This is a genomic window from Psychrobacillus sp. FSL K6-1267, assembly GCF_038003265.1.
Lineage (GTDB): Bacteria > Bacillota > Bacilli > Bacillales_A > Planococcaceae > Psychrobacillus > Psychrobacillus faecigallinarum.
The window spans coordinates 1103221-1116444 of record NZ_JBBOOR010000001.1; the positions used below are offsets into that span (position 1 = coordinate 1103221).

At 40.1% G+C, this 13224-nt stretch carries 9 protein-coding genes; all 9 read left to right on the top strand.

Features of this window, described 5'->3' with window-relative positions; translation table 11 throughout:
• Positions 1 to 2 precede the first annotated feature (2 nt).
• A complete protein-coding gene (locus MHB55_RS05430) occupies positions 3 to 1691 on the top strand; it encodes a methyl-accepting chemotaxis protein (protein WP_340862778.1) in 1689 nt (562 codons plus the stop codon).
• A 159-nt stretch (positions 1692 to 1850) separates the two neighbouring features.
• Positions 1851 to 3533, top strand: a complete 1683-nt coding sequence (locus tag MHB55_RS05435; RefSeq protein WP_340862779.1) for a methyl-accepting chemotaxis protein — start codon at positions 1851 to 1853, stop codon at positions 3531 to 3533.
• A gap of 259 nt (positions 3534 to 3792) precedes the next feature.
• A complete protein-coding gene (locus tag MHB55_RS05440; protein ID WP_340862780.1) occupies positions 3793 to 4224 on the top strand; it encodes a hypothetical protein in 432 nt (143 codons plus the stop codon).
• A gap of 937 nt (positions 4225 to 5161) precedes the next feature.
• On the top strand, positions 5162 to 6829 hold the full coding sequence (gene ilvD / locus MHB55_RS05445) for a dihydroxy-acid dehydratase (protein WP_154311284.1): 1668 nt from the start codon (positions 5162 to 5164) through the stop codon (positions 6827 to 6829).
• Positions 6830 to 7240: 411 nt separating this feature from the next.
• The gene (gene ilvB, locus MHB55_RS05450) at positions 7241 to 8995 is read left to right on the top strand and encodes an acetolactate synthase large subunit (protein WP_445678227.1); all 1755 of its coding nucleotides are present in this window, start codon (positions 7241 to 7243) and stop codon (positions 8993 to 8995) included.
• Positions 8992 to 9510: an acetolactate synthase small subunit gene (gene ilvN / locus MHB55_RS05455; protein WP_340862782.1), complete on the top strand. Its 519-nt coding sequence runs from the start codon at positions 8992 to 8994 to the stop codon at positions 9508 to 9510. The genes ilvB and ilvN overlap by 4 nt, the downstream gene beginning before the upstream one ends.
• A 30-nt stretch (positions 9511 to 9540) precedes the next feature.
• Positions 9541 to 10572, top strand: a complete 1032-nt coding sequence (ilvC, locus tag MHB55_RS05460; protein ID WP_340862783.1) for a ketol-acid reductoisomerase — start codon at positions 9541 to 9543, stop codon at positions 10570 to 10572.
• Positions 10559 to 12100 (top strand): 2-isopropylmalate synthase, encoded by a 1542-nt coding sequence (locus MHB55_RS05465; RefSeq protein ID WP_154311281.1) that lies wholly within the window; start codon positions 10559 to 10561, stop codon positions 12098 to 12100. The genes ilvC and MHB55_RS05465 overlap by 14 nt, the downstream gene beginning before the upstream one ends.
• A 23-nt stretch (positions 12101 to 12123) precedes the next feature.
• The gene (gene leuB, locus MHB55_RS05470; protein ID WP_340862784.1) at positions 12124 to 13224 is read left to right on the top strand and encodes a 3-isopropylmalate dehydrogenase; all 1101 of its coding nucleotides are present in this window, start codon (positions 12124 to 12126) and stop codon (positions 13222 to 13224) included.

Here is a 13224-nt window from a genome sequence, read left to right on the forward strand (position 1 = left end):
TTATGAAGTGGACAATTACAAAGAAAATGTGGTTGGGCTTCTCCGCAATTATCCTATTGATGATTGTTGTTTCTTTTTTCAGTAGCTTAGCAGGCAAGGAAACAAATAAACAGTATAGAGAGATTCTTGAGGTGGATAGCGTAAATGTGAGGCTTATCCAGGAAATCAAAATGTCTCAAAATGAAACTACAGAAAATCTTTATGATTTTTTATTAACGAAAATGGATGCTTCTCGAAAGGGAGTCAGCTCGCATCTGGAGACCACTGGGACGCTGATGGAAGAGCTCAAACAGGGGATAAATTCAAAGGAGTCTCTTCCTTTCATCGAGGACTATGAAAGAAAGTACGTAATGTTTGTAGAGGCTAATGAAAAGCTCATCTCTAACCAAATTCTTGTTGACCCGACTCAAATAAATACGTTAACGAAAGATGTAAAAACTATTAATGACAATATGGTATCTATATTAAACAAGATAGAGGAACAACTTCAAAATGATATGGCTGTAACAGTGAATGAGCTGCAGGACTACGAGCGTGGTGCGAACATTTTCATCATGGCTATTACGATTGTAGGGGCTATCCTTGGGGCAATTATTGCATTTTACATAGGCAGAAGTATTGCACGTCCAATTAAGCGTGTTACCTTAGGTCTTACAGAAATTGCAGGAGGCAACTTGCATGTAGAGCCAATTCATATTAAGAACAAGGATGAAGCAGGCGAAATGGCAGCAGCATTTAACATAATGTCAGAGGATCTTCGTACAATTGTTTCCAACGTCCAAGACACCTCTATGCAACTAGCAGCAAATGCGGAGGAACTATCAGCCATTGCAGAAGAAAGTCTTGCTAGCTCTCAATTAGTAGCAAGCTCGGCACATGAGCAAATGACTAGCAGTGAGCAACAAGTAGAACATATGACCACTTCGATGGCAGGCATGTCTGAGCTATCTCAAGGCGTTAGTGACATTGCAGCAAGTAATGGGGAAATGTTGAACTCCGCAGAAAATGTAGGACACCTAGTGAAGCAGGGTTCTGATGTAATAGCGGCTGTGGCCACTCAGATGAATATGATTCATAATACGTTCAATGAAACGGCAAATAATATGAGAGATATGGAGAAGCACTCACATGATATCCAGGGAATCACTTCTCTCATTACAGAAATTTCAGAGCAAACCAATTTACTAGCATTGAATGCGGCTATTGAGGCTGCCCGTGCTGGAGAGTATGGCAAAGGCTTTGCGGTCGTTGCAGACGAGGTAAGAAAGCTAGCGGAGCAGTCGAAAGATGCAGCATCTGAAATTGCTAAAATGATTGAATTGATTCAGGGAGCATCTGGTACTGCGGTAGAGGCTATTACAACTGGGGAGAACAAGATCAAAGAGGGCATGAACAAAACAAACGAGTCTTTAGAGGTCTTCCAGCTTATTGAATCAGCGGTAGTGGAGGTAGGAGAGAAAGTAGAATCTGTTTCTACAGCAATTGAGCAAATTCAGGCAATTGCTCAATCGGTGTCAGAGGGCTCCTTGGAGGTTCAAAGACTTGCTGAAATCGTTGCCCAAGGAGCAAATGACACAAGCTCCGCAACAGAGCAGCAGCTTGCTTCTAACGAAGAAATTACCTCTAATGCCCAGTCTCTAGCAAACCTTGCTGAAACATTACAAAATAATGTAAGTCATTTTAAGATATAGGTAAAAGGGATCTATATTATGTTTCGTAGTATAGATCTTTTTTATTTTATTATGAATAAATATGTACATTTATCTATGTCTAAATACCTTAAAAAGAGTATAATTATAGAGGTGCATTTTTACTAGCGCTAAATATTTTAAAGGAAAAGGAGTTCCAAAATGAAATTGTCAATTTCAAAGAAAATGTGGTTCGGTTTTTCATTTGTTTTACTTTTATTAATTTTTATAAGTGTTATATCTATCTTTACTTCTTATGATGTTGCAGACAAATATAAATCTATTATTGATAAGGACATTGAAAAAATTAATCTAGTATCAGAAATTGAAGTAATTCAAAAAGATATGGCGACTGCTGTACTAGAATTCGTCATGTTCGGCTCGGAGGATGCTACCGATAAATTTGATGAGGAAATAGAAAAGGGTTCTATAGCAGCTCGTAAATTAATAGAGTCTGTTAAGGATGAAGAATCTTTAAAATTAATGAAAGACCTACAAACGGAGACAGTTCAACTGTTTGAATCAAATGATAAGATTATCTCATTGAAAAAAAGCAACCAGCCCTTTGATCAATATGCAGCTCAATCATCGGAATTAAATGAGAAGACATTAATGATTTTAGGTGAATTAAAGCAAATTCAACAAGAAAATATGCAAAAAACTAGAGAAGACTTAGATACATATCAAACTAACGTTAATATAACTATTATTATTTTAGCCATTGCAAGTATTATTATTGGGGTTTTAGTATCACATTTCATTAGCAAAGGTATATCTAGCCCAATCCGCAAGGTTACAGAAGGCTTAGGAGAAATAGCGGATGGTAATCTGAATGTAGAGCCAATCGTTATAAAAAATAGAGACGAAGTTGGAGCAATGGCTTTAACATTCAACAAAATGACGAGCGATTTACAGCGTATCGTTTCCAATGTACGTGATTCTTCCATGCAGCTTGCTGCAAATGCGGAAGAACTTTCAGCAAGCTCAGAAGAAAGTTTAGCTTCCTCTCAAATGGTTGCAAAATCTGCAGAAGAACAAATGGCAGCGAGCGAGGAGCAAGTGAAGCATTTAGAAAGCTCTGTTAGATCTATGTCAGAAATGCAACAAGGTGTGGAAGATATTTCGCAAAACAATAACGAGATGCTTCAAGCAACTGATGGCGTGAAAAAATTAGTAACAAAAGGCTCTACAGTAGTATCTGGTGTAGCAAGTCAAATGAATACTATCCATGAAACATTCAAAGAAACAACAGAGATTATGAATAATATGGCTAAGCATTCCCATGAAATTCAATCGATTACTGCATTGATCACGGATATTTCAGAACAAACGAATTTACTAGCATTGAACGCTGCAATCGAGGCAGCTCGCGCTGGGGAATATGGTAAAGGCTTTGCGGTTGTAGCAGAAGAAGTTCGTAAGCTTGCAGAGCAATCAAAAAACTCTGCTTCCGAAATTGAATCTATGGTTAAATTGATTCAGTCTGCTTCAACAGAAGCTGTAAAGGCGATTACAACCGGTGGTGACAAAGTAGAGGACGGTCTGTCTAAAACTACTGAATCATTAGATGTTTTCAATGAAATTGAATCTAGTGTAGAAGCCGTAGCTGAAAAGGTTGAATCAGTTACTACTGCAATCGAGCAAATTAAAGAAATGGCTAGCTCAGTAACGCATAATGCTCAACAGGTCCAAGGCTTGGCAAGTCATGCTGCAGATGGAGCAAGCGATACGAGTGCAGCAACTGAGCAACAATTAGCTGCAAACGAGGAAATTTCTACAAACGCTCAAACTTTAGCTACTCTTGCAGAAAAATTACAAAGTGAAGTAAGTCATTTTAAAATTTAATAAATAAAGTATTGGGTAGAGTCCACTTGTCTTAACTAAAAGACAGAAAAGCTTTAATCTCATGAGCACTAAGGCATTGTCACATACTGTGGCAATGCCTTCTTTAATGATAGAGGAAGAGATTTATAAGTTTTCTTCAACCGAACAATTAGTGTAGTCTAGCAGGCTCAAATTTTAAATTCTATTTATCATGATAATTCCTCACCTAGTCACAATTAAAAGGAAAACTTTTTAGTATAATAAGGATAGGTGATCAACTATGTATTCATTCATTATGTATATGCACGTGATTAGCGCTATTCTTTCCGTAGGTCCATTCTTTGTATTGTTTCCATTACTGAATCGTATGAAAGGCAAAGCAGGAATAGAGTTAGATACACAGATAGAGGTATTTCAGGCAGCTATTCGAATTGTAAAGCATGCGGGACATGTCTTGGTTTTCTCTGGTATCCTGCTTATGTGGCAAGGGAATTGGCAATGGACGACTTCATGGGTAATAATGACAATTATTGTCATGGTAAGCTCTATCATCTTTTTAGCTAGAGCCTTTAAACCGAAAATTCGGCAGTTTTATGCTGGTGAGATGAATGTAGAGACACTTATTTCAAAGCTACGCTCCTCCGTATGGAAGTATATTTTCATGCTAATGATTATGCTTTGGTTCATGGTTGCAAAACCAATCCTATGGTAAAAATTGTTTCTAAAGGATCTTGTTTAAGAATGCGTATCTTTTTCTAAAGAATTTCATCATGATTTAATATTTATGCCGTGAACCTTGTGTTCATGGTATTTTTTAGGCAAAAAAGTATTTAATTTCTTTAATGGGTAGGATAGTAGTTTCTCATTCTACAAGTCATCCATTATTTGTTGATTGAAGCGATATGCGGCGACTCCAGTGGGATGAGTGAGATAGATAAGACATCACAACCGACGCGTAAGCGACGGTGATGGCTTATCACTCACCCCGCGGAAAGCGTCCGCATAGAGCGAAAATCAAGATTTACATATATGTTTTTCATGTGAATTGCATCTATATGAGTATTCATATAACAGGCTAATTTATAAATTGATTTAATTTACACTATATTACTTCTTTACATATCTGATTGAAGCGATATGCGGCGACTCCAGTGGGATGAGTGAGATAGATAAGACATCACAACCGACGCGTAAGCGACGGTGATGGCTTATCACTCACCCCGCGGAAAGCGTCCGCATAGAGCGAAAATCAGGGTTATTTTGTCATATCACTGCAAAATCAATCTAGTGATTCTCCTATAATATCTCTCGTCTAATTCTTGAAAATTATCCTTCCACCTTCCTTTTGTTCGCTTCAAAGACCAACATGCATATGCCTCCCACAATCATGTTATGTATAAATAAAATTAAAAATAATTTTTCTTTATTTAAAATGCGATATATCGCTATTGTAAGCGATTACAACATTTACGAATATTCAAAACTAACAGAAAATTTACTAAAATACTGTTGACGCAAGGATTTAAAGGCGTTATGATAGCTTCAATATATTAAATATTGCAAGAAAATTCACATAGTATTTAAAAATGAATTTCACGAATTTTGCACAGGTAAACGCGTTGAAGCGGTAAAGTATAGGGGCGATTTAAATGAGAAGTGACATGATAAAAAAAGGCGTAGATCGAGCTCCTCATCGTAGCTTACTTTATGCTACGGGAGTAAAAACAAGAGATTTAGATAAACCATTTATTGGTGTATGTAACTCCTATATCGATATTATTCCTGGCCATATGCATTTAAATAAATTTGCAGAGGTTGTAAAGGAGGCGATTCGTGAGGCAGGTGGAATTCCATTCGAATTCAACACAATCGGTGTAGACGATGGAATTGCAATGGGACATATCGGAATGCGATATTCACTTCCGAGTCGTGAGTTGATAGCAGACTCAGCGGAAACCGTTATTAATGCTCACTGGTTTGACGGTGTCTTCTACATTCCAAACTGTGACAAGATTACTCCAGGAATGCTAATGGCAGCAGTCAGAACGAACGTCCCATCCGTATTTGTGTCAGGCGGTCCTATGGAGGCAGGTGTATCTGCTGATGGAAAGCAGCTTTCCTTAACCTCCGTATTTGAAGGTGTGGGATCTTATAAATCTGGTTCAATGACTGCAGAGCAGCTCTTAGATATCGAACAAAATGCATGTCCAACATGCGGCTCCTGCTCAGGGATGTTCACAGCAAACTCGATGAACTCTCTAATGGAAATGCTAGGAGTAACTTTACCAGGTAACGGAACGATTGTTGCTACATCAGACGAGAGACACCAGCTCATTCGAGAAGCTGCAAAGCATCTTGTAAGAATGGTTAAAGAAGATGTAAAGCCTAGAGACTTAATCACGAAAGAAACAATTGATGATGCTTTTGCGCTAGATATGGCAATGGGTGGATCAACTAACACTGTATTACATACATTAGCTATCGCTCACGAGGCAGAAATTGAATATAACGTAAATGAAATTAATGAAGTAGCTAAAAGAATTCCATATTTATCAAAAATCATGCCAGCATCTGATTACTCCATGCATGATGTTCACTTAGCAGGAGGAGTCAGTGCCATTATAAAGGAACTTTGTGAAATACCTGGAGCGGTTCACCCAGATCGTTTGACGATTACCGGTAAGTCACTCTATGAAAACGTAAAAGATTGTGAGATTAAGAACGAGCAAGTAATTAGAAGAAAAGAAAATCCTTATAGTCCTGTAGGTGGATTATCTGTACTGTTTGGAAACATTGCTCCTGAGGGTGGTGTGATAAAGGTTGGCGCTGTGGACCCTTCTATTAAGGAGTTTACGGGCGAGGCAATTGTCTTTGATTCACAGGAGGCTTCACAGGAAGCAATTGACAATGGAACTGTTAAGGCAGGTCATGTAGTAGTAATTCGCTACGAGGGACCAAGAGGTGGTCCTGGTATGCCAGAAATGCTTGCTCCGACATCAGCGATACAAGGTCGAGGATTAGGAACAAAGGTAGCACTCATCACAGATGGAAGATTTTCAGGTGCTTCTAGAGGAATTTCCATCGGACATATCTCACCAGAGGCGGCTGATGGAGGGCCGATTGCTTTAGTAGAGAATGGCGATATTATCGCTATTGATCTTATAAATAGAACGATAGAGCTGCAGGTTAGTGAAGAAGAACTCGCTAGCAGAAGAGCAGAGCTTCCACCGTTCGAACCAAAGATTAAAAAAGGATATTTAGCAAGGTATTCAAAACTCGTTACATCTGCAAGCACAGGTGGAGTCATGAAAATATAAATATTGCTGTAAATCATTGATGAGGTAAAAGTTAAAGGAATTTTGTATTCACAGAGAGCTGGTATAGCTGGGAGCCGGCAATACAACCTTTAACGACATCCCCTCGGAGTGAGGTGTTGAACGGGATTTCCCCCTTTAGATACTTCCGGGTGTAGTAAAAAGCTACTCTCGTTAAAAATGGACATTCGATGCTTAGTCGTATGTCTGCGAGGTAGCGGTTGCGCTGCGAACTAGGGTGGTACCATGAAAAGAATTTCATCCCTATACAAAAGAACTATGGTTTCTTTGTGTGGGAGGAAATTCTTTTCTTTTTATTTAGATGAGCTAGATGATTCATATCTAGCTTCTGGCCCCTGCCTTACGAGGGTGTCCTAGGTTTAAGAGTAACTGGACGATTGAGGAATAGGAGGAATGATGATGAAGTTTACTGTAGAAGCGGAACGTTTAAAAGAAGAACCTGCAACCAGTGTAGCTCTCAAGGAAATGAATGGTGCAGAAGTATTTATTGAGACACTGAAAAAGCATCAGGTGGAAGTAGTATTTGGTTATCCAGGTGGTGCGGTTTTACCGATTTATGATGCGCTTTATAAAAATCCGATTAAGCATATTCTGGCCCGGCATGAACAGGGTGCTATCCATGCGGCAGAAGGATATGCAAGGGTCTCCGGTAAAGTTGGAGTCGTGATTGCAACATCTGGCCCAGGTGCAACTAATGTAGTGACAGGAATTGCAGATGCAATGATGGACTCTATTCCTTTAGTTGTGTTTACTGGTCAGGTTGCTACAACAGTCATCGGAACAGATGCCTTTCAGGAGGCAGACATCATTGGTATTACTCAGCCAATTACGAAGCATAACTATCAAGTAAAAGATGTAGCAGATTTCCCAAGAATTATAAACGAAGCTTTTCACATTGCTTCCACAGGTCGTCCAGGACCAGTCGTTGTAGATATACCTAAAAATATGGCAACAGGTATTTTTGTCCCGAAGGAAGGGGTAACCGAAACTGTAAACTTACCAGGCTATCAACCGACAACTACGCCGAACTTCCTGCAAATTCAAAAGGCGTCACAGGCGATTACAAACGCCAAACAGCCATTAATTCTAGCAGGCGCAGGAGTACTTTTTGCGAAAGCCAACGAGCAATTGAAAGAACTAGCGGAAAAATATCAAATACCGATTACAAATACACTTCTAGGACTAGGAAGTATAGAAGGTACACACCCATTATTTTTAGGGATGGCTGGTATGCATGGTACATACACAGCAAACATGGCCATTCAAACATGCGACCTACTCATTAATGTGGGGGCAAGATTTGATGATCGCTTGACAGGAAACTTAAATTACTTTGCTCCTAATGCAAAAGTAATTCACATTGATATAGATCCCGCAGAAATCGGAAAAAACGTTCCAACAGAGATTCCAATTGTCGGTGATGCGAAAGAGGCTTTAGAGGCTTTATTGAACCAAAATGTACCTAATGGAAATACAGCAGCTTGGCTTGAGAGCTTGAATGTCAACCAAGTGCAATATCCATTACATTACGATGCAAGTGGAGATCGAGGACTTCTTCCACAGCAAGTATTGGAATTAGTACATGAGTACACGAATGGTGATGCCGTTGTAACAACAGACGTTGGGCAGCACCAAATGTGGACTGCACAATACTACAAATTCAGCCAGCCACATAATTGGGTAACGTCAGGTGGCCTAGGGACGATGGGCTTTGGATTCCCAGCGGCAATTGGGGCTCAAATTGCTAAGCCGGATGCAAAGGTTGTTTCCATTGTTGGAGATGCTGGCTTTCAGATGACGCTTCAGGAGCTGTCACTGCTACAAGAAATGCGTATACCAGTGAAGGTCATTATTTTAAACAATCAGGCACTCGGAATGGTTCGTCAGTGGCAGGAGACGTTCCACGGAGAAAGGTATTCTCAGTCATTAATCTCAGTTCAACCCGATTTCGTCAAGCTGGCTGCTGCCTATGATATTAAGGGATACAAGATTGAGACATACGAAGATGCAAAGGTTCAATTAAAAGAAGCATTAGCTTCGGATGAGCCAGTGCTCATCGATTGCCGAGTAGTACAAAAGGAAAGCGTTCTGCCAATGGTTGCCCCTGGCAGAGGATTACATGAAATGATTGGAGTGAAGCCAGAATGAAACGCATTATTACCGTAACGGTTATCAACCAAAGCGGTGTACTCAATCGGGTTACCGGTCTACTCATGAAGCGCCAATTCAATATTGAAAGTATTACGGTAGGACATACAGAACAGCCTCAAATATCTAAAATGACCTTCGTCGTAAATGTGGAGGATGAACAGAAGCTGGAGCAGCTGTTAAAGCAGCTACAAAAGCAGGTAGATGTTTTAAAAGTAAATGATATTACGGAAAAATCGATAGTAGTTAGGGAGCTCGCCTTAGTAAAGGTAGTATCTCCTCCGTCTGCAATTGCAGAGATTAAAAGCTTAGTAGAGCCTTTCAGAGCATCTACCATTGACACAGGAAAAAATGTTGTCACATTCCAGGTCACTGGAAACCCAGAGAAAATAGACGCTTTTATCGAGCTCGTCAAGCCTTATGGCATTAAAGAACTAACAAGAACAGGTGTGACAGCCTTTGTAAGAGAAACACAAAAGGTTACAAATGCACCTTATCTTTCTATATTGCAATAACAAAACAAACATTCTGAGGAGGAAAAGAAAATGGCGAAAATGTATTATAACGGGGATATCAATGAAGGAAATTTAAAGGAAAAAACAATTGCAATCATCGGTTACGGATCACAGGGTCATGCACATGCACAAAATTTAAAGGATTCAGGATTTAACGTTATCGTAGGAATTCGTGCTGGAAAATCATTTGACCAGGCGGCAGAAGATGGGCAGGAGGTTTACTCCGTTCAAGAGGCGGCAGAAAAAGCAGATGTGATTATGATTTTATTGCCAGATGAAAGACAAAAGGCAGTGTATGAGGCAGAAATAGAAGCAGCTTTAACAGCAGGTAAAGCTTTAGTATTCGCGCATGGTTTTAACATTCACTTCGACCAAATCGTTCCTCCGGCAGATGTGGATGTATTCTTAGTAGCACCGAAAGGACCAGGACATCTAGTTCGCCGTACATTTGAATCTGGAGCAGGAGTACCTGGCTTGTTTGCGGTATATCAAGATGCGACCGGGCAAGCAAAAGACTTAGCTTTAGCTTATGCAAAAGGCATCGGGGCTGCACGTGCAGGAGTATTAGAAACAACGTTCAAGGAAGAAACTGAAACGGATTTATTCGGAGAACAAGCAGTTTTATGTGGTAGTACAACAGCAATCGTAAAAGCAGGCTTTGAAACGCTAGTGGAAGCTGGCTATCAGCCCGAGCTAGCTTACTTTGAAACATTACATGAATTAAAACTGATTGTAGACCTTATGTATGAAGGTGGAATGGCAACAATGCGCTCTTCTATTTCCGACACAGCGGAGTGGGGAGATTTCGTGTCAGGCCCACGCATCATTGATTCATCTGTTAAGGATCGTATGAAGGATGTATTAACAGATATTCAAAATGGTAAGTTTGCGAAGGAATGGATTCAAGAAAATGAAACAGGGCGTCCAAAATATAATGCAATCAAACAAGCCGAATCAGAGCATCAAATTGAAACGGTAGGTGCACAGCTAAGAGAAATGATGCCTTTCATCAATGAAGGGAAAAAAGCGAAGAAAGAAGTGGTGACGAGTGGGCAAAATTGATATTTTTGACACAACCTTAAGAGACGGAGAACAATCGGCAGGGATTAACCTAAACTCCCAAGAGAAGTTAGAGATTGCTCGTCAGCTAGAGAAATTTGGAGTGTCTATTATCGAGGCAGGTTTTCCTGCTTCGTCACCAGGAGATTTTAACGCAGTCCAACAAATTGCGAATACTGTAAGAAATTCGGTCGTCACAGGTCTCGCTCGTTCTATAAAAAGCGACATTGAAACGTCATGGGAGGCATTAAGAGGAGGGGTCCAGCCTCATCTCCATACATTTATCGCTACGTCTCCAATCCATATGCAATACAAACTCAATAAAACACCAGAGCAGGTGATTGAAATTGCAGTTGAATCAGTTAAACTGGCGCGTAAGTATTTTCCTTTAGTGCAATGGTCAGCCGAGGATGCAACGCGTTCGGATAAGAATTTTTTAGTTCGCATTATCAATGAAGTTATTAAAGCAGGAGCTACTACTATCAATATCCCAGATACAGTAGGCTATGCAACACCAATTGAATACGGTGCGCTATTTAGATACTTGTCTGAAAATGTGACAGGAATTGAGAGAGTGAAGCTTTCCGCTCACTGTCATGATGATTTAGGTCTTGCAGTGTCCAACACACTGGCAGCAATTGAAAATGGTGCAACACAAGTAGAGGGAACCATTAACGGAATTGGTGAACGAGCAGGTAATGCTGCACTAGAAGAGGTCGCAGTCGCTTTACATATTCGTAGCGATTACTACCAAGCGGAATCAGGAATTATCCTAAAGGAAACAAAGCGCACGAGCCAGTTAGTAAGTAAGCTTACCGGAGTAGTGATCCAGCCGAACAAAGCAGTTGTAGGGAAAAATGCCTTTGCTCATGAATCAGGCATTCATCAAGACGGTATGCTGAAAAATCCAGAAACATATGAAATTATTACTCCAGAGTTAATCGGAGATGTCGCAACAGAGCTAGTACTAGGAAAGCATTCTGGTCGTCACGCATTCTTTAGCCGTGCAGTGCAAATGGGATTCCAGCTTAGCGAGGAAAAACTAAATGCAGCATTTGCAGCGTTTAAAAAGCTTGCAGATCGCAAAAAGGAAATATCCGATGAGGACTTATTTGTTTTATTGACGGATCAGCAAGTCGACAATGGAGAAGTTGAGGTTTATGAATTAGAGGAATTAATCATTAATTATGAAAACAACATACCGACATCAACTATTACAGTGAAGGTTCCAACAGGAGAGCAAATAAAAGAAAAATGTAGCGGTTCAGGGGCAGTGGAGGCAATTTTCAATACATTAGAAAAACTAGTAAATGGAGATGTTCGAATTTTAGATTATCGGGTGTCATCTGTTTCGAAAGGTCGAGATGCTTTAGGCGAGGCAGTTATTAATCTAACCTATAATGGCGTAACTTCCTCTGGAAGAAATGCTTCGCAAGACGTTTTAAAAGCATCTGCAAGAGCTTATATCAATGCAGTCAATCGACAATTAATGAATGCACATTATCAAGAGCGTGTGGCAGTCAATCAATAAATAAATCTATGGGAGTGAATGGGATGGAAAAAACGATAACGGTATTACCTGGTGATGGAATCGGTCCTGAAGTAACGGAAGCGGCGGTAAAGGTGCTTGAAACAATTGCAAAGCGATATAATCATACATTCAAGCTGCAATTTGCGTTAATAGGAGGAGCAGCGATTGATGCTTGTGAAAATCCACTACCAGAAGAAACAATCAGCTTATGTAGTGATAGTGGTGCCATCCTCTTAGGTGCTGTAGGTGGGCCTAAATGGGATCAAAACCCATCTCATTTACGCCCCGAAAAAGGATTGCTAGCAATTCGCAAGCACTTTGGTCTTTATGCAAACATTCGTCCAGTGAAGGCAATTCCTGCTTTACTAGAATCTTCTCCACTCAAAAAAGAAATAGCGGAGAATGTTGACATGGTTATTGTTCGTGAGCTAACAGGTGGATTGTATTTTGCAGAGCCTCGTAAGAAAACAGAGGATTACGCGTTGGATACGCTTGTTTATACTCGACCAGAAATTGAACGAATTGTTGACACAGCGTTCCAACTTGCAAGAAGTAGACGAGGAAAGCTGGCCTCTGTAGACAAAGCGAACGTACTTGACTCCAGTAAGCTATGGAGAGAAATAGTGGAAGAGAAAAAGCAAGGATATCCGGACGTTGAGGTAGAGCATATGCTAGTCGATTCAACAGCGATGAAGCTGATTACAAAACCAGGTGCATTTGATGTAATCGTTACAGAGAATATGTTTGGCGATATTTTAAGTGATGAGGCATCTGTAATCACAGGATCTCTAGGAATGTTGCCATCCGCAAGTACACGAGGTGATGGTTTTGGACTTTATGAACCGGTTCACGGGTCTGCACCAGATATCGCTGGTCAAAATAAGGCAAATCCAGCTGCCTGCATTTTATCAGCGGCAATGATGCTACGAGAGGCGTTCCAAATGGAAACAGAAGCTGCGGCAATTGAAGAGGCTGTGTTTAGTGTATTAAATGATGGATATTTTACAGGAGACTTGCAGACTAAAGGAAGACGCGTTCTTTCAACAAGTGATTGGACCGACAAAGTGTTGGATGAATTGGATTCAGAGTTTGTTTCAGAAAGCATTATGTATTCATACGTTTAA

Coding starts and splice junctions, on each gene's coding strand:
- ilvB (WP_445678227.1), top strand. CDS start 7,241: ATGATGATGAAGTTTACTGTAGAAGCGGAACGTTTAAAAGAAGAACCT.
- ilvN (WP_340862782.1), top strand. CDS start 8,992: ATGAAACGCATTATTACCGTAACGGTTATCAACCAAAGCGGTGTACTC.
- ilvD (WP_154311284.1), top strand. CDS start 5,162: ATGAGAAGTGACATGATAAAAAAAGGCGTAGATCGAGCTCCTCATCGT.
- MHB55_RS05435 (WP_340862779.1), top strand. CDS start 1,851: ATGAAATTGTCAATTTCAAAGAAAATGTGGTTCGGTTTTTCATTTGTT.
- MHB55_RS05440 (WP_340862780.1), top strand. CDS start 3,793: ATGTATTCATTCATTATGTATATGCACGTGATTAGCGCTATTCTTTCC.
- ilvC (WP_340862783.1), top strand. CDS start 9,541: ATGGCGAAAATGTATTATAACGGGGATATCAATGAAGGAAATTTAAAG.
- leuB (WP_340862784.1), top strand. CDS start 12,124: ATGGAAAAAACGATAACGGTATTACCTGGTGATGGAATCGGTCCTGAA.
- MHB55_RS05430 (WP_340862778.1), top strand. CDS start 3: ATGAAGTGGACAATTACAAAGAAAATGTGGTTGGGCTTCTCCGCAATT.